This is a genomic window from Streptomyces sp. NPDC012466 (assembly GCF_042955215.1).
In the GTDB taxonomy this organism is placed as follows: Bacteria; Actinomycetota; Actinomycetes; order Streptomycetales; family Streptomycetaceae; genus Streptomyces.
This window is the reverse complement of the sequence record NZ_JBIBEQ010000006.1, coordinates 303947-319121: the sequence shown is the minus strand read 5'-3', so window position 1 is coordinate 319121 and position 15175 is coordinate 303947. Positions and strand designations below refer to the sequence as shown.

The window sequence follows — 15175 nt, the reverse complement described above, 5'->3', positions numbered from 1 at the left end:
GAATGCTGTCCTTCCGGCCACTCGATGCGGGTGTGCCGCAGGCCGGAGGCTCTATGTCGTGACCCAGACAACCGATGCGGCGGCCGTCCAGCAGCCGCCGAAGCCGACTCGCGGGCGCGTGCACCGCGCCTGGTTCGTCGCCGCCGTCACCTTCGTGACGATCATCGGCGCCGCCGCCTTCCGTTCCGTGCCGGGCCTGCTCATCGATCCCCTGCACGACGAGTTCGACTGGTCGCGCGGCACGATCGGCGCCGCCGTCTCGGTGAATCTCGCGCTGTACGGCCTGACGGCCCCGTTCGCGGCGGCCCTGATGGACCGCTTCGGCATCCGCCGGGTCGTCGCGGTCGCCCTGACCGTGATCGCGGCCGGCTCCTGGCTCACCGTGTGGATGACCGCGGCCTGGCAGCTGATGCTGTGCTGGGGCCTGCTGGTCGGTCTCGGCTCCGGCTCCATGGCGCTGGCCTTCGCGGCGACCGTCACCAACCGCTGGTTCACCGAGCGGCGCGGTCTGGTCAGCGGCATCCTCACCGCCGCCTCGGCCTCCGGCCAGCTGATCTTCCTGCCCCTGCTGTCCTGGATCATCGACCGGTACGACTGGCGCCCGGCGGCCGTGACGGTCGCCCTCGCCGCCCTCGCGGTCGTGCCGTTCGTCTGGCTCCTGCTGCACGACCACCCGGCGGACCTGGGCCAGAAGCCGTACGGCGCCACCGAGTTCGTCCCGAAGCCCCCGCCCGTCCCCGGCGCTGCCCGCCGGGCCGTGACCGTCCTGTTCTCCGCCGTGCGCACCGGCCCGTTCTGGCTGCTCGCCGGCACCTTCGCGATCTGCGGCGCCTCCACCAACGGTCTGATCCAGACCCACTTCATCCCCGCGGCGCACGACGCGCACATGCCCGTCCAGGCCGCCGCCTCCCTGCTCGCGGTCATCGGCGTCTTCGACGTCGTCGGCACGATCGCCTCCGGCTGGTTCACGGACCGCTTCGAGCCGCGCCGCCTGCTGGCGGTCTACTACGCGCTGCGGGGCGTCTCCCTGATGTTCCTCCCGCTCCTGCTCGGCCCGACGGTCCACCCCCCGATGATCTTCTTCATCGTCTTCTACGGACTCGACTGGGTCGCCACCGTCCCGCCGACCCTCGCCCTGTGCCGCGAGCAGTACGGCGAGGACAGCGCGATCGTCTTCGGCTGGGTCCTCGCCTCGCACCAGATCGGTGCCGCCGCCGTCGCCTTCCTGGGCGGCGTCGCCCGCGACACCTTCGGCACGTACGACGTGATGTGGTACGCGTCGGGGGCGCTGTGCGCGGCGGCGGCGTTGATGGCGCTGGTGATCCGGCGCAGGGCGGACGGCGCCGTGGCGGTGGCCTGAACCGGGGCACCGCGTCACCGGGTTCCTCGCCCGCCCGGCCGGGCGAGGCCGGTCCGGGCGGTGTGGCGGATCCTCTTCGTCCGGCCGCTCTCGGAGAGCACCCCGAGGGCCTCGGCGCCCGATCCGGCCGCGATCTTGAGCTGGAGCCAGGAGGACGACGCGAGCAGGTCGTCCCGACGCCAGGGCAGCCGGAGCGCGACGGCCCGGAACAGGGACCACTCCTGGAGGCGGCGGACCAGGAAAGGATGCCGGGTCACCACCCGGGCCATGGCCTGCTCCCACTCCTCCCAGGCGGGTCCGGCACACAGCTGTGCGGCCCGGCGGTCGAGATGCCGCAGCACGGCGCCCTGGGCCATGGTCCGGTCCGGGTCGGTGAGGACGCCGCCGACCAGCCCGATCTCGTCCGCGCCGGTGACCTGTTCCAGCTCGGCCAGGTAGGCGGCGAACCGGGCGTGCTCGGGCGGTTCCTGCGGTCTGCCTTCGGTGCTCATGCTGCTCTGCCTTCCCGGCCCGCCGGAACGCTCCGGTGGGCCGGACTATTCTGAACCCGGCCACTGCACTGCTTCGAAAGGTCTGTTGATGACACTCGGCATGGTCCTCGGTGACGCGGTCCTCATGGCGTCGCGCGTTCGCTCACGATCGACCTTCCGAGGAGTCCGCCGTGTCCACGATCCACTGGGTCGAGGCTCAACCCCGTTCCGCCCGCTGGCACTCTGAGTCCGGGCTGCCCCTGCCCCGCCGGGTCGTCGTCGCCGACGACCGGATGCGGGCCTCCACCGCCCACCGGCTGGCCTGTGAGGGCACCGCGCTGTTGTGGCGCGGGGATTTCCACAACGCCCGTCAGCTGCTGCGCGCCATGGACCGCCGTGTCGGCCGCAGCGCGCCCGGGACGCCGGGTCCCGCGGCCGAGGCGTTTCAGGCACACCGCCGGTTCCGCGCCCACCGCGCGCGGGTGCTCGGCAAGGTGCTCGTCCTGCTGGAGGAGGATCACACCCTGGCGCTGCGCCGCGCGCCGGACGTGCGCCGGGCGTGCGACGAGGCCTACGGGCTCCCGTCCGGCGAGCCTGTCGCGGTCGCCCTCACAGAACTGCTGGGTGTGATCGGCGCCCGGGAGTGGCGGGAGAAGGGAGTGCACGTACCGGCGCTGGGTGCCGGGATCCACCCGCACTACGGGGTGTTCGCGCCGACCAGGAGTGAGTACGCCGACCTCGTCGCGCGGGCGCCCCTGCCGTGCGGCGGAGCCGTGCGTACGGCGTTCGACCTGGGCACGGGCACGGGTGTCCTCGCCGCCGTGCTGGCCCGGCGCGGGGCCGGGCAGGTGGTGGCCACGGATGTCAGTGCCCGGGCGCGGGAGTGCGCCAGGGCGAACGCGAGGAGGCTGGGGCTCTCGGCGGTGGTTCGTGTCACCGGGCCCGGCCTGTACCCCGAGGGACGTGCCGGCCTCGTCGTCTGCAATCCGCCCTGGCTGCCCGCCCGGCCCGCCTCCGACCTGGACCTCGGGGTCTACGACTCGGACGGTGCCATGCTCCGTGGTTTCCTGAGCGGGCTCGCGGACCGGCTGGAACCCGGCGGTGAGGGCTGGCTCGTCCTGTCCGACCTCGCCGAACGGCTCGGGCTGCGCGGCCGGGGTGAGGTGGCTGCCATGGCCGAGGCAGCGGGGCTGCGCGTCGCCGACCGGCTGGAGACCCGCCCGCGCCATCCCCGCGCACGGGACGCGGACGATCCGTTCCATGCCGCGCGGGCCGCCGAAGTCACCTCGCTGTGGCGGCTGGTGGTCGCCTGAGACGGGAGCCCCGCCGCTCCTGGGAGCCGGCGGCAGCCGGCCGGCGGTGGTGCCGTGTACACCCCGTTCCCGGCGCTCGGCCCCACTGATCTTCGCGTCCGGTCCTGGCAACATGAAGTCCGTGGACACCGCGTTCCGCGCGTGACCGCGCCACCGGCGCGGCAGCGCACCGGTCCCGTCCGGTGTCAGTCCGCCAGCCGTGCGAAGCGCCCCCTGTGGAACAGCAGCGGGCCCTCGGTGCCCTCCGCGCCGAGGGCGGTCACCCGGCCGACCACGATGAGGTGGTCGCCGCCGGTGTGGACGGCGTGGATCGCGCAGTCGATCCACGCCACGGCGCCCGCCAGGCGCGGTGCACCCGACACCGGCGCCGCGTCGTACGCCACCCCCGCGAACTTGTCGGCGCCGCTCACCGCGAACGCCCGGCACAACTCGCCCTGCCCGGCGCCCAGGACGTTGACGCAGAACACCCCGGCGCGGGCGATCCGCGGCCAGGTCGCCGACGTACGGCCGACCATGAAGGCGACCAGGGGCGGGTCGAGGGAGAGCGAGGTGAAGGACTGGCAGGCGAATCCGGCGGGAGGTCCGCCGGGGGAGGCGGGTGGTGCGGTGACCACGGCCACGCCCGTCGCGAAGTTCCCCAGTACCCGCCGGAACTCCCGGGGGTCGAGCGGAGCCCGCTCGTCGGCGCCGACACACCGCAGGTCGGGCCGCGGCAGGGCGTCGACGGGCGCCGGGGCGGTTGTGCGGACCGACCTGAGGTAGCGGACGGCGGCTTCCGCCATCCCTGCTTGTCCCATCACCCCGGCATTGAAACTGACGTAGCGTCAGATAGGAAGGGTCAGTGACCCCCGTACCGCGGGCTCCGCCGCTCCACGAAGCTCCGCACGCCCTCCTGCGCGTCCGCCGTCGTCATGTTGATCTCCTGTGCGGCGGCCTCGGCGGCGAAGGCGGTGGTGCGGTCGGTGTCGAGGGAGGCGTTCACGAGCTGCTTGGTCAGCGCGAGGGCACGGGTCGGGCCGGAGGCGAGCCGCCCGGCCCACGCTCGTGCCGTCTCCTCCAGCTCCTGGTCCCCGACGACCCGATTGACGAGCCCGAGGCGTTCGGCGTCCGGGGCGGTGAGCGTGTCCCCGAAGAACATCAGTTCCTTGGCGCGCTGCGGGCCGATGAGGCGGGGCAGGAGGTACGCGCCGCCGGCGTCGGGGACGAGGCCGCGCCGGACGAACACCTCGATGAAGCGGGCCGATTCGGCCGCCAGGACCAGATCGCAGGCGAACGCGAGGTGCGCTCCGAGGCCGGCCGCCGTGCCGTTCACCGCCGCGATCACCGGCTTCTCGCAGTCGAGCACGGCGGCTATCAGACGCTGGGCGCCGGTGCGGAGGGTGCGCGCGACATCGCCCGCGACGCGTTCGCCGGTCGGGCCCGTGCCCCGCAGGTCGGCCCCGGAGCAGAAGCCGCGGCCCGTCCCGGTGATCACGACCGCGCGTACCTCCGCCGTGGCGGACGCCTCCGACAGCAGCCGGATGATCTCCTCGCGCTGTCCGGCCGTGAGGGCGTTGAGGCTCTCGGGCCGGTTGAGCGTGAGGGTGAGGACGTGGTCGCCGGTCGTGTGCAGAACAGCGGCCTCCGTCATCAGCGGCACACCGCCAGTGCGTCCAGTGCCACGGCACCCTGCCCCCGGGGCAGGACCAGCAGCGGGTTGATGTCCAGTTCGGCGAGCTGGTCGCCGAGTTCCAGTGCCATGCGCTGGACCCGCAGGACCACCTCCACCAGCGCGTCCAGATCCGCCGCCGGCCGCCCCCGGACCCCGTCGAGCAGGGCCCGTCCGCGCAACCCGGCGAGCATGTCCCGCACCTGCTCCTCCCCGAAGGGCGGCACTCCCACGGCGGTGTCGCGCAGCACCTCGACGAGCACGCCGCCCAGCCCGACGGTCACGGTCGGGCCGAACAGGTCGTCGTGCGTGACACCGACGACCATCTCGACGCCCTGCTCCACCATCTGGCAGACCAGCACGCCGTCCAGGGAGACGTCCTCGTAGCGGGCGATGTCCGTCAGCTCCCGGTAGGCGTCACGGACCTGGCTGGCCGAGGTCAGCCCGATCTTCACCAGGCCCAGCTCGCTCTTGTGGGCGATCCGGGCGCCGGAGGCCTTCATCACCACCGGGTAGCCCACGAGCCCGGCCGCGCGGACGGCCGCCGCCGCGCTGGTCACCAGCTGTTCGCGCGGTACCCGGATGCCGTACGCCCGCAGCAGCTGCTTCGCCGCGTGCTCGCTGAGCTGCCGGCCGGGCTGCATCAGGGCCTGAGCCTTGCGGTAGGACGGCGAAGGGGTGCGCGGGGCCTCGTCGAAGGGGGAGCGGTAGGCGGCCGTGAAGCGGTGGTGGGCGAGGTGGGCCCGGACGGCGGTGAGGCAGTTGCCGACCGTGCGGAAGGTGGCCACGCGGGACGAGCCGAGCAGCACCTCGCGGTAGGCCGGTTCGGTGCCGACCGGCGAACCCCACACCACGCAGACGAGCTTGTCGGTCTGCTCGGCCGCGTCCACCAGGTCACGGACGAGCCGGTCGCTGAGCGGCGGGAACGGCCCGGTGACGGGGCAGATCAGCACGCCCACCCCGGGATCGGCGAGGATCGCGTCGATGATCTTCCGCCCGCGATGGTCGCCGACCGGGTGGCCGCCGTTGTCGACCGGGTTGGCGACGCTCAGGTACTCCGGTATCCACTGGTGCAGCTCGGCCTGCTTGGCCTCGGACAGGACCGGCAGGCTCAGGCCCGCCCCGGCCGCCAGGTCGGCGACGTGCGCGCCCGTGCCGCCCGAGATCGAGTAGACGACGACGCCGTCCGCGCGTGGCGGGCGGGCCCGGGCCAGCAGGGCGGCCGTGTCCTGGAGTTCGTCGAGCCCGTCGACCCGGATCACGCCGTACTGCCGCAGCGCCGCGTCCACCACCGCGTCCGCGCCGGTCAGCTTGCCGGTGTGGGAGGCGGCCGTGCGGGCGCCGGTCTCGGTGCGCCCCACCTTGACGGCGACGACCGGCACACCGCGCCGGGCGGCCCGGTCGGCGGCGAGCAGGAAGGAACGGCCGTCCTTGAGGCCTTCCAGGTAGCAGGCGATGACGCCGACCTCGGGCTGCTCGGCGAAGTAGGAGAGGAAGTCGGCGCTCTCCAGGTCGGCCTCGTTGCCGGTGGGCGCCCAGTGGGAGAGGCGGATGCCGAGTTCCTGAAGGGCGAAGAGGGGGCGGCCCTGGTGGCCGGACTGGGTGATCAACGCGATCGCCGGCCCCTCCAGATCGTCGCGGAACCGCTCGAAGGCGTTGAGGTTGGTGTTGGGCCCCAGCAGCCGCAGGCCGGACCGCTCGACGGCGGCGGTCAGCCGCCGCTGGGCGGCCTCGCCCTCCGGACCCGTCTCCGCGAACCCGGACGCGAAGACGACCGCGAACCGCGCCTTGGCCTCGGCCAGTTCCTCGATCACCGGAAGGGGGTCGCCGACCAGCACCACCGCCACATCGACCTGCTCGGGCAGGCCGGCCACGGAAGGGGAGCAGGGGATGCCGAAGACGGACGGCCGGGTGGGGTGCACCGGGTACAGCCGGGCGCCGACGCGCTCCGCCCAGTCGGCCAGGCGGCGGGTGATGCCGGTGTGGGGGCGCCCCTCGGTGTCCGAGGCGCCGATCACGGCGACGGAGTGGGGGCGGAAGAAGCGGTCCAGGTCGGGTGCGTCGGTGTGCAGCGGCCGTCCGCTGACGTCGAGGTCGTCCGGCTGGGCCGGCCTGCCGTGCACGACGGGCCCGGACCGTTCGCCACAGGCGATGGCCCGAGCGCGTCGGGAGTCGGTGGTGAGGGTGCCGTGAGTCGATCCAAGCATCGTTTCCGCCCGCTCCTGTGAGACAGCCGCCAACTGACGCATTGTCAGATTACTGAACTGATGCGACGTCAGGAACGGTGCGGGCAAGTGAAGTTGTGCGCACGGCTCATCGAGCGTCTCGCCCGAGGGGCGAGGTCCTCAGGACGGCAGCCGGGACGCGCCCCCCGAGTCGTTCCTCGCGACGGCCTTCGCGATCTTCACCGCGTCGAGTGCCATCTCGCGGAGATTGCCGCTGATCGGGTTGGTGAAGCCGGTGAAGTACAGGCCGGGGGCGTTCCCCGGGGTGCGGGCGCCGTGGGTGACGGGCCTGCCGCGGTCGTCGAGCACGTCGAGGTGGCCGACCAGGTCCTCCAGGGCGCGGACGTACCCGGTGGCGGCGATCACGGCGTCCGGGGAGATCCGGGTGCCGTCGGCCAGGGCGATCTTGCCGCCGTCCTCGAAGCCGTCCACGGCGGCCACGATCTCCACCTTGCCCTTGCGCACGGCGTCGATCAGGCCGACGTCCTGCACCGGGATCGCCCCCTGCCGCACCCGCGAGTACAGCCCGGTGTCGGGACGCGGCAGTCCATGGGCCGACAGGTCGGGCACGGCCACCCTGGCCTGCACCCGGGAGATGCGGTCGACCAGGCCGACCGGCAGCCGGCGGACCAGGACACCGCTGTACTGGGCGGCCCAGCCGGCGGTCGACCGACGCACGATGTGGGGGACGGTGCGCACGGCGAGCCGGACCCGGGCGGCGCCGCTCTCCACCAGGTCGACGGCGATCTCCGCACCGGTGTTGCCGACGCCGACGACGAGGACGTCCCGGCCGGCGTAGGGCTTGCCGTTGCGGTACTCACCGGCGTGCAGGAACTCGCCGGTGAAGGCGGACCGGCCGGGCCAGTCCGGCAGGCGCGGGGTGTGGTTGTAGCCGGTGGCGACGACCACCGCCGCGCCGGTCAGTTCCCGGCCGCCGGTGGCGCGCAGCAGCCAGCCCGTGCCGTCGGGGGCGCGTTCGATCCGGGACACCTCGACGCCGGTGACGATCTCGAGGCGGTGGTGCTCGGCGTACTTCTCCAGGTACCGCACCACGTCGTCCCGGGACACCCACCGCCCGAACCGGCGGGGCATGGGCAGGCCGGGCAGGGCCGAGAGGCGGCGGGTGGTGTGCAGGTGCAGCCGGTCGTAGTGGCGGCGCCAGGACGCCCCGACGCGGTCGGACTTCTCCAGGACGACGGCCCGTATGCCCCGGGCGCGCAGCGCGTACGCCGCGGAGAGCCCTCCGGGGCCGCCGCCGATGACGTAGACGGGGCGGTCGGGTGGGGGCTGCGCGGAGGCGTGTGTGGGGGATGTGGAGTCGGCCATGAGCGGGAGCGTAATCACGGGACCGGTTGATGGGTCTCGGTCAAGACCGGAATTGGTTTCGGATTGATCACGGCTGTAGGGGGAGAGGGAGGGCTCCGTGGCGCAGGAGACCCGGTTGTGGCGGGCCGGTGAGCATGTCCGTCCAGGCGGATCTCCGGGGGACGCACACGGCTGCGTCCCCTCCGGAGGTCTTGCGCATCGAAAGAACTGACGTACCGTCAGATTGCATGGACGCGATCTGGCTCACCGGAGCACAATGGCTGGCCGTGCTGCGGATCGGCCTCGGGCTGTGGTGGCTGGAGAGCTGGCGGCACAAGGACCGCACGGCCTGGTTCGAACGGGGCACCGGCATCGCGTGGGCGGCCGGCATCGCCGCCGAGCACCGCTGGCGCGCCGTCCGTTCGGGCTTCGAGGCGGCCGTCGCACCGCACCCGCGCGCGATGGCGTACGTCGTCGTCTACGCGGAACTGGCCCTCGGCCTGGGCCTGATCACCGGCTTCCTCACCCCGGTCGCCCTGGTCGGCGGATTCCTCCTCAACGCCCTCTACTTCACGCTCATGGTCCACGACGTCGCCGAACAGGGGCAGAACTCGATGATGGCGCTGATGTCGGTGGTCGGGCTGTTCGGCATGTCCTGGCAGACGTGGTCGCTGGACAGCGCCCTGGGCCTGTTCTGATGGCCGCCCGCTTCGACCTGCCCGAGCCCGACGCCTTCACCCAGGCGTACTGGGACGCGGCCGCCGAGGGCAGGCTGCTGATCCGCCGCTGCGGGGCCTGCCGCCGGGCCCACCACTACCCGCGCGAGTTCTGTCCCCACTGCTGGAGCGAGGACGTGAGGTGGGAGACGGCGAGCGGCCGCGCCACGCTCTACACGTGGTCCGTCGTCCACCGCAACGACCTGCCGCCGTTCCCGGAACGCGTTCCGTACGTCGCCGCCGTGGTCGAACTCGCCGAGGGTCCGCGGATGATGACGGAGATCGTCGGGTCAGGGGGCGACCCGGCCGGTGAGGATCTCGAGCTGTCGGGCGGGGCGGAGCTGGAGGTGGCGTTCCGGGAGGGCGTCCCGGTGTTCCGGACGGTCTCCCGGCCCGAGCCGCCGCCGTCGGCCGGGCCGCGCTGACGGAGCGGCCCGGGCGGTGCCGGGGATCTCGTCCCGAAACCAGCCCCCGAACGACTCCGCCGTCACGCCCCGATCGTCCGGGAAGCCGGGCCGGGGCGGCCGTATTCACTCCGTCCCGGCGGCCCCGAATCCCGCACCACGGGTTTGAATGGGACCCATGGCCCCCATACGCGACCGGTCCCTGACCGGCTCCCACCCGGATCTCCACGGCCACGGCCTGCGTCTGCGCCCCTGGGACGCGGGATCCGGTGCCGACGTCGACACCTGGCTGCGCGGCATGCGGGACCCGGATTTCCGGCGCTGGAACACACCGTTGCGGCTGGTCACGGACCGGGCGAGCGCGCGGGAGTCGCTGCTCGCACGGGCGCAGAGCGCCTTGGAGGGGACGTCGGTGTCGTTCCGGGTCGCGGACGCGCGCACCGACACGGCACTGGGGCACATCGGCGTCAACGAGATCAAGTACCACCTGAAGGTCGCCCGGGTCGGCTACTGGGTCCTGCCCGAGGCCCGCGGCCGGGGCGTCGCCACCCGGGCCCTCCTGCTCACCGCCCACTGGGCGCTGACGGAACTCGGACTGCACCGGCTGGAGTTGGATCACGCGGTCGGTCACGACGCGTCGTGCCGGATCGCCGAGCGGTGCGGGTTCTCCTACGAGGGCACCCTGCGCGGCGCGATCTTCCAGGAAGGCCGTCACGACGCGTTCCGGGACGCCCATCTGCACGCACGCCTGGCCACGGATGCGGAGCCGGCGGGGCCGGACGGGCAGAACGCGACCCTGTGACGCGCGTCACCGCGAAGGGGCGATCAGTCCGTGCGGCCCGGCCGGTCATACACGGCGACCGCAGCATCCCCGCGGCACCGCAGAGCAGAGAAGGGACCGGCCGAGATGACCGCACCCGTGAAGGGCCCCGCCAGCTACTTCCCGTCCATCGAGAAGAAGTACGGACGGCCGATCGCCGACTGGCAGGAGCTCATCCGCAGCTCGCCACTGACCCGGCACATGGAGCTCGTCAACTGGCTCAAGACCGAGCACGGCCTGGGACACGGCCACGCCAACGCGCTGGTGGCGCACACGCTTGCCGAGGACAGCGGCACCTGAGCGGAGCCGCCCGCGAAAAATGGGGAGTGCCCGGGAGGCCGCCGACGGCACCATGAACCATGGACACAGGCACAGACACCGCGACCGACACCGAAACCGGTAGCTGGCACCTCACCCATGACCTCGACGGCTTCCTGACCCGCGCGGGCGCCTTCCTCCGTTCCCGGCCGGTGCTGCACACCGTGCCGCTGACGGTCACGGAGACGCTGCGCACGCGCGGCCGGTGCGTGTACGGCGACGGAGCGCCGGAGTTCGGCCTCCTGGAACGGGACGGGGCGGTCCGGGCGACCTTCTTCCGCACCCCGCCGCACTGGCTGAACCTCACGGCCCTCACCCCGGGGGACGCGGACACCCTCGCCGCGCGACTGGCCGCCCTCGGGCGCCGCCCGCCCGGCGTGAACGCGCCGTGCGACACCGCCGCCGCCTTCGCCGAGGCCTGGCAGCGGCACACGGGCGTGACAGCGACCCTCCGCCAGCGCCAGCGGCTCTACCGGCTCGGCACCCTGACCGTGCCCGGACCCGTACCGCCCGGCGGCCCCCGGGTCGCGGTCGAAGCGGACCGCGAGCGACTCGTCCGCTGGCACGACGAGTTCAGCGAGTCCGTCGGCCTGGGCACCGCCCGCGACTCCGCCGAGTGGGCGGACGCCCGCATCGACAGCGGCGGCATCACCTTCTGGGAGACCCCCGACGGCACCCCCGTCGCCATGGCCGGCACCGGTCCCCAGGTCGCCGGCCAGATCCGGGTCGCGCCCGTCTACACCCCGTCCCACCTGCGCGGCCGCGGGTACGCGGGCGCAGCCACGACCGAGGTCAGCCGCGCCGCCCTGGCCGCCGGAGCGGACGAGGTCCTCCTCTTCACCGACCTGGCCAACCCGACCAGCAACAGCCTCTACCAACGCATCGGCTACCGCCCGGTGGCGGACTTCGAGGTGTACGACTTCACGTAGGAGCGCGATGGGGGCGACAGATGGACGAGCGCGCTGTGATGCTCAACGAGCTCGCCCAAGGCCTGCGCCCGCCGGCCCGGGGGCTCGAATGGTTCGAGGGCCTGGCCGAGGACGAACAGGGTGCCGTGCTGAGGATGCTCGGCGGTTTCTGCGTCCAGGCCCGTGCCACAGGTGAAGACGCCTCGGAGGGCATCCGGCGGTCCGGGCTCCGGCCGTCCCACACCCCGTCGGTGCTGATCCAGGCAGGGCGCATCGACGAACAGCTGGGAAAGGTCGCCGCCTTGCGGCCGCCGCATGAACGGGTCAAGGCGTTCCGTCTGCTGATCCAGGTTCTGGGGCTGGCGGACGCGCGGCGGCGAAAGCGGCGCTGCGCCGGCGGGTGCGCCCACGAATGGCATCAACTGGGACGAGGCACCCCCTAGGCCGAGGCCCGGGGGACCACCCGGATGTTGAACGTGTGGGAGCCCAGGCCGTTCGCGATGCCCATGAAGAGCAGGGCGAAGTGTTCCTGGCCGCGGGCCGTGCTGATGCCGCCGATGTCCAGGTGCGACGAGGGCGGCCAGCCGAGGTCGGTGAGCAGGCGGCCGGTGGTCTCTTTGGCCTGGGGGTCGTCGCCGGAGAGGAAGACGGTGGTCGGGCCGGCCAGGAGGTCCGGGGCGGTCATCGCGGTCGAGTCCATGGTGCACAGCGTCTTGACGACGGGGGTCCGCGGGAAAGCCGCCTGGATCTGTTCGGCCAGACTGCTGTTGGGGTGTGAGAGCTCGGTGTAGTCGTCGGAGAGTCCGACCCCGACGTCGATCAGCGGTGTGCCGGCCAGGGCGGGTGCCCCGATGGAGTGGAGCAGCTCCAGGGAGACGTTCCCCGGGGTCGCGTTGACCAGCACCTCCGCATGGGCCGCTGTCTCGTTCAGACCTGCCACGGGCAGGCCCAGGTCCGTTCGGTCCTCGGGCTGCCGTGAGCCGAGGAGTACGTCGTGTCCCGCCGCGCTCCAGCCGTGGGCCAGAGCGCGGGCGACGTTGCCGGTGCCGAGAAGTCCGATACGCATGGTGTGACGCTAACCGGGCTCGCGCTCCCGCGGATCGGGCCGTGGGCCCGGACGACCGGTACCGAAGGCCTAGTTCCCAGGTCGTCGGTCAGGCGTCGGACGGCACCCGTGCGCCACGCTCCCTCACGGCCAGAGCAGTTCCCGCGTCCACCCCTCCGCGGCCGTCTCCTCCCCGTCCCGCCGGTAGCGGAGGCGGACATGCCGACGTCGCTCGTCGCCCTGGAAGAACTCGACCTCCTCGGCCCGCAGCCGGTACAGCGTCCAGGACGGCACCGGCGCCTCAGGTTCCCGTGACGCCCGTTCCCACGCCGATTCCGAGGCCCGGGCCAGTTCGTCCAAGGAGGCGAGCACCTCGCTCTGGCGTCCGGTCAGCGCGGCTGCCAGCGCCCCCGTCGAGCGGGCGTGCAGATCGCCCTGGGCCTCCACGGACGGGGCCGCCGACACCGGGCCGCGTACCCGCACCTGGCGGCCCAGCACCGGCCAGTAGAAGCCGAGCGCGGCGTACGGCCGGCCGGCGAGGTGGCGGCCCTTGCGGCTGCCGGCGTGGGACGCGAAGGCCCAGCCGTCGGCGTCCGCGCCGTGCAGCATCACGATCCGCACGTCGGGCAGGCCCGACTCGTCCGAGGTCGCCAGCGACATGGTGTGCGGCTCGGTCTGGCCGGCCGCCACCGCCGCCGCGAACCACTCGGCGAACAGGGGCAGGGGCGCGGCCGGGGCGGTGGACGGGGCGAAGGAGGGCAGGTCCGTGACCTCCGGGTCCCAGACCCGCAGTGACCTCAGCAGCTCGTGAAGATCGGTTGCCATGCCTCGATTCTCACCGGTCCCGGCACGTCCCGGCACCTCCCGGAGCGCTCGTCGGTCACACCTGCCCCAGGTCCGACGACACCCACCGCTCCGGCCGCATGCGCAGCACCAGCTGCTCACCGTGGTTCGTCCAGGCGGCGTCCACATAGCCGTCGACCTTCTCGGCCGGGAGGTAGCGCGCCGAGATCTCCCGGAGCTGTTCGAGGGTGGCGGGGGAGGTGTCGACGACCGGTCCCTCGACCGACACGTACCGGATGGTGGGTTCCAGCCGGTCCACCATCAGCGAGAACCGGCCCGCCGCCTTGATCAGCTCGTTCTTGCGGGAGTCCCGGCCGGTCATGATCCAGATGTCGCCGCCGGGCTCGTACTGGTACCAGATCGGCACCGTCAGGGGCGCGCGGCCCGCTCCCGCGTCGACGGCGAGCGCCGCGATGTGCGGCTCGGACAGGAACTGTTCACGCTCTTCGCGGGTCAGGGCCATTCCGGTCTCCTTCGACAGGGCGGTCGGCATGCGGAGTGGTACAACGCCCTCGCGGCGACCGGCTGTTCCCCGGAGCGGCCCACCGGCGGTGGGGCCCTCTCACCCCGCCCCCAGCACCACCGTCCCCGACGAGCAGAACCAGCCCCCCGTCCCCGACGCCACCGCCAGCCCGGGCAGTCCGCCGTCCCCTCGCCGCACCTGCCTCTGCCCGCACTCCCCGCGTAGCTGCCGCACCGCCTCCACCAGCAGGAACAGCCCGCGCATCCCGGGATGCTGGGCCGACAGCCCGCCGCCGTCGGTGTTCACCGGCAGCGCACCGCCCTCGACCCGCAGCCGCCCCTTCTCCACGAACGCCCCGCCCTCGCCCTTCCCGCAGAAGCCGAGGTCCTCCAGTGTCACCAGGGTCATGTAGGTGAACGCGTCGTAGATCTCGGCGAAGTCGATCTCCGACGGCCGCACCCCCGCCCGTTCGAACGCCAGCCGCCCGCTCACCGCCGCCGGCGAGACCGTGAAGTCGGGCCACTCGGACAGGGCCGCGTGCGAGACGGCCTCTCCCGTCCCCAGCACCCACACCGGCGAGGTGCGGCAGTCCCGTACGTACTCCTCCGCCGCCAGCAGCACCGCGGCCCCGCCGTCGGAGCGGACGCAGCAGTGCAGTTTGGTGAAGGGGTCCGCGATCACGGGTCCGGCCTGGACCTCGTCGACGGTGACCGGGGTGCGGAACATCGCCTCCGGGTTGAGGGCCGCGTTGGCCCGGGCCTGCACCGCCACCTCCGCCATCTGCTCGATCGCCGTGCCGTACTCGATCATGTGGCGGCGGGCCGCCATGGCGTACTTGGCGATCAGGGTGTGGCCGTAGGGGACTTCGAACTGCGAGGGGCCTCGCGTGCCGAAGGACAGCGTCCCGGTGCGGCGGCCCGCGTGCACGTCCGCGCGGGCCGTCGAGCCGTAGACGAGCAGCACCGCGCGGGCGTGCCCGGCCGCGATCGCGTCCGCCGCGTGGCCCGCCATGACCTCCCAGGTGGAGCCGCCCACGGCGGTGGAGTCGACCCAGGTGGGACGCAGGCCCAGATACTCGGCGACCTCGATCGGGGCGAGGGTGCCCAGGCCCGCCGAGGCGAAGCCGTCGACCAGTGACCGGTCCAGGCCCGCGTCGGCCAGGGCGCGGCGGGCCGCCTGGGCGTGCAGGGCGTACGGGGTCGCGTCGTCCAGGCGGCCGCAGTCCGACAGGGCCACGCCGACGACGGCCGTTCTCCTCCGGGCCACCATGAATCTGACGGTACATCAGATAGGCGCGGACGCGGCAGGGCTCTGGGCTTCCCTGTTCCACCGCCCTA

General features: G+C 73.1%; 17 protein-coding genes. 8 read left to right on the top strand and 9 right to left on the bottom strand.

Translation table 11 applies throughout. The features are described 5' to 3' along the window. Window positions 1-58: 58 nt before the first annotated feature. Entirely contained in the window at window positions 59-1360 is a 1302-nt protein-coding gene (locus ACFY9E_RS23515; protein WP_390987249.1) for an MFS transporter, read from the top strand. 14 nt (window positions 1361-1374) lie between these two features. Here ACFY9E_RS23515 and ACFY9E_RS23510 read toward each other — a convergent pair whose 3' ends face one another. Beyond that, window positions 1375-1851 (bottom strand): hypothetical protein, encoded by a 477-nt coding sequence (locus tag ACFY9E_RS23510; protein ID WP_390987248.1) that lies wholly within the window; start codon window positions 1849-1851, stop codon window positions 1375-1377. A 170-nt stretch (window positions 1852-2021) separates the two neighbouring features. Here ACFY9E_RS23510 and ACFY9E_RS23505 point away from each other — a divergent pair, with 170 nt between their 5' ends. Further along, the gene (locus ACFY9E_RS23505) at window positions 2022-3143 is read left to right on the top strand and encodes a methyltransferase (protein WP_390987247.1); all 1122 of its coding nucleotides are present in this window, start codon (window positions 2022-2024) and stop codon (window positions 3141-3143) included. A 185-nt stretch (window positions 3144-3328) separates the two neighbouring features. Here ACFY9E_RS23505 and ACFY9E_RS23500 read toward each other — a convergent pair whose 3' ends face one another. From ACFY9E_RS23500 to ACFY9E_RS23485, 4 genes are all read right to left on the bottom strand, one after another. After that, window positions 3329-3940, bottom strand: coding sequence for a flavin reductase (locus tag ACFY9E_RS23500; RefSeq protein WP_390987245.1), 612 nt, complete (start codon window positions 3938-3940; stop codon window positions 3329-3331). A 41-nt stretch (window positions 3941-3981) separates the two neighbouring features. Continuing rightward, entirely contained in the window at window positions 3982-4773 is a 792-nt protein-coding gene (locus ACFY9E_RS23495) for an enoyl-CoA hydratase-related protein (RefSeq protein WP_390987243.1), read from the bottom strand. After that, window positions 4773-6998: an acetate--CoA ligase family protein gene (locus ACFY9E_RS23490; RefSeq protein WP_390987241.1), complete on the bottom strand. Its 2226-nt coding sequence runs from the start codon at window positions 6996-6998 to the stop codon at window positions 4773-4775. Before ACFY9E_RS23490 ends, ACFY9E_RS23495 begins: the two co-directional genes overlap by 1 nt. A 138-nt stretch (window positions 6999-7136) precedes the next feature. Then, window positions 7137-8342: an NAD(P)-binding domain-containing protein gene (locus ACFY9E_RS23485; protein WP_390987240.1), complete on the bottom strand. Its 1206-nt coding sequence runs from the start codon at window positions 8340-8342 to the stop codon at window positions 7137-7139. A 227-nt stretch (window positions 8343-8569) separates the two neighbouring features. On the opposite strand from ACFY9E_RS23485, the gene ACFY9E_RS23480 reads away from it, so the two are divergent. The 6 genes from ACFY9E_RS23480 (at window position 8570) to ACFY9E_RS23455 (ending at window position 11930) form a co-directional block, all read left to right on the top strand. Then, complete coding sequence (locus ACFY9E_RS23480) at window positions 8570-9019, top strand: DoxX family protein (protein WP_390987239.1); 450 nt, start codon at window positions 8570-8572, stop codon at window positions 9017-9019. Further along, window positions 9019-9462, top strand: a complete 444-nt coding sequence (locus tag ACFY9E_RS23475) for an OB-fold domain-containing protein (RefSeq protein WP_390987237.1) — start codon at window positions 9019-9021, stop codon at window positions 9460-9462. Before ACFY9E_RS23480 ends, ACFY9E_RS23475 begins: the two co-directional genes overlap by 1 nt. A gap of 157 nt (window positions 9463-9619) precedes the next feature. Beyond that, window positions 9620-10243 carry a GNAT family N-acetyltransferase gene (locus ACFY9E_RS23470; protein WP_390987235.1) on the top strand — a complete coding sequence of 208 codons (624 nt, stop codon included), beginning with the start codon at window positions 9620-9622 and terminating at the stop codon, window positions 10241-10243. Window positions 10244-10348: 105 nt separating this feature from the next. Next, window positions 10349-10561 carry a DUF4287 domain-containing protein gene (locus ACFY9E_RS23465; RefSeq protein WP_390987233.1) on the top strand — a complete coding sequence of 71 codons (213 nt, stop codon included), beginning with the start codon at window positions 10349-10351 and terminating at the stop codon, window positions 10559-10561. Window positions 10562-10620: 59 nt separating this feature from the next. Beyond that, window positions 10621-11508 carry a GNAT family N-acetyltransferase gene (locus tag ACFY9E_RS23460; protein WP_390987232.1) on the top strand — a complete coding sequence of 296 codons (888 nt, stop codon included), beginning with the start codon at window positions 10621-10623 and terminating at the stop codon, window positions 11506-11508. Window positions 11509-11528: 20 nt separating this feature from the next. Next, window positions 11529-11930, top strand: a complete 402-nt coding sequence (locus tag ACFY9E_RS23455; RefSeq protein ID WP_390987230.1) for a DUF5958 family protein — start codon at window positions 11529-11531, stop codon at window positions 11928-11930. Here the strand turns inward: ACFY9E_RS23455 and ACFY9E_RS23450 are convergent. From ACFY9E_RS23450 to ACFY9E_RS23435, 4 genes are all read right to left on the bottom strand, one after another. Beyond that, window positions 11927-12553, bottom strand: a complete 627-nt coding sequence (locus tag ACFY9E_RS23450) for an NAD(P)-binding domain-containing protein (RefSeq protein ID WP_390987228.1) — start codon at window positions 12551-12553, stop codon at window positions 11927-11929. The genes ACFY9E_RS23455 and ACFY9E_RS23450 overlap by 4 nt on opposite strands. A 123-nt stretch (window positions 12554-12676) precedes the next feature. Further along, the gene (locus ACFY9E_RS23445; protein ID WP_390987226.1) at window positions 12677-13357 is read right to left on the bottom strand and encodes a pyridoxal 5'-phosphate synthase; all 681 of its coding nucleotides are present in this window, start codon (window positions 13355-13357) and stop codon (window positions 12677-12679) included. A gap of 55 nt (window positions 13358-13412) precedes the next feature. Beyond that, a complete protein-coding gene (locus tag ACFY9E_RS23440) occupies window positions 13413-13838 on the bottom strand; it encodes a pyridoxamine 5'-phosphate oxidase family protein (protein ID WP_390987224.1) in 426 nt (141 codons plus the stop codon). A gap of 99 nt (window positions 13839-13937) precedes the next feature. Further along, a complete protein-coding gene (locus ACFY9E_RS23435; RefSeq protein WP_390987223.1) occupies window positions 13938-15107 on the bottom strand; it encodes an acetyl-CoA acetyltransferase in 1170 nt (389 codons plus the stop codon). Window positions 15108-15175: the final 68 nt, after the last annotated feature.

Excerpts from the sequence above, each read along its gene's own strand:
- ACFY9E_RS23510 (WP_390987248.1), bottom strand. The coding sequence starts at position 1,851 with ATGAGCACCGAAGGCAGACCGCAGGAACCGCCCGAGCACGCCCGGTTC.
- ACFY9E_RS23500 (WP_390987245.1), bottom strand. The coding sequence starts at position 3,940 with ATGGGACAAGCAGGGATGGCGGAAGCCGCCGTCCGCTACCTCAGGTCG.
- ACFY9E_RS23495 (WP_390987243.1), bottom strand. The coding sequence starts at position 4,773 with ATGACGGAGGCCGCTGTTCTGCACACGACCGGCGACCACGTCCTCACC.
- ACFY9E_RS23490 (WP_390987241.1), bottom strand. The coding sequence starts at position 6,998 with ATGCTTGGATCGACTCACGGCACCCTCACCACCGACTCCCGACGCGCT.
- ACFY9E_RS23485 (WP_390987240.1), bottom strand. The coding sequence starts at position 8,342 with ATGGCCGACTCCACATCCCCCACACACGCCTCCGCGCAGCCCCCACCC.
- ACFY9E_RS23480 (WP_390987239.1), top strand. The coding sequence starts at position 8,570 with ATGGACGCGATCTGGCTCACCGGAGCACAATGGCTGGCCGTGCTGCGG.
- ACFY9E_RS23475 (WP_390987237.1), top strand. The coding sequence starts at position 9,019 with ATGGCCGCCCGCTTCGACCTGCCCGAGCCCGACGCCTTCACCCAGGCG.
- ACFY9E_RS23470 (WP_390987235.1), top strand. The coding sequence starts at position 9,620 with ATGGCCCCCATACGCGACCGGTCCCTGACCGGCTCCCACCCGGATCTC.
- ACFY9E_RS23465 (WP_390987233.1), top strand. The coding sequence starts at position 10,349 with ATGACCGCACCCGTGAAGGGCCCCGCCAGCTACTTCCCGTCCATCGAG.
- ACFY9E_RS23460 (WP_390987232.1), top strand. The coding sequence starts at position 10,621 with ATGGACACAGGCACAGACACCGCGACCGACACCGAAACCGGTAGCTGG.
- ACFY9E_RS23455 (WP_390987230.1), top strand. The coding sequence starts at position 11,529 with ATGGACGAGCGCGCTGTGATGCTCAACGAGCTCGCCCAAGGCCTGCGC.
- ACFY9E_RS23450 (WP_390987228.1), bottom strand. The coding sequence starts at position 12,553 with ATGCGTATCGGACTTCTCGGCACCGGCAACGTCGCCCGCGCTCTGGCC.
- ACFY9E_RS23445 (WP_390987226.1), bottom strand. The coding sequence starts at position 13,357 with ATGGCAACCGATCTTCACGAGCTGCTGAGGTCACTGCGGGTCTGGGAC.
- ACFY9E_RS23440 (WP_390987224.1), bottom strand. The coding sequence starts at position 13,838 with ATGGCCCTGACCCGCGAAGAGCGTGAACAGTTCCTGTCCGAGCCGCAC.
- ACFY9E_RS23435 (WP_390987223.1), bottom strand. The coding sequence starts at position 15,107 with ATGGTGGCCCGGAGGAGAACGGCCGTCGTCGGCGTGGCCCTGTCGGAC.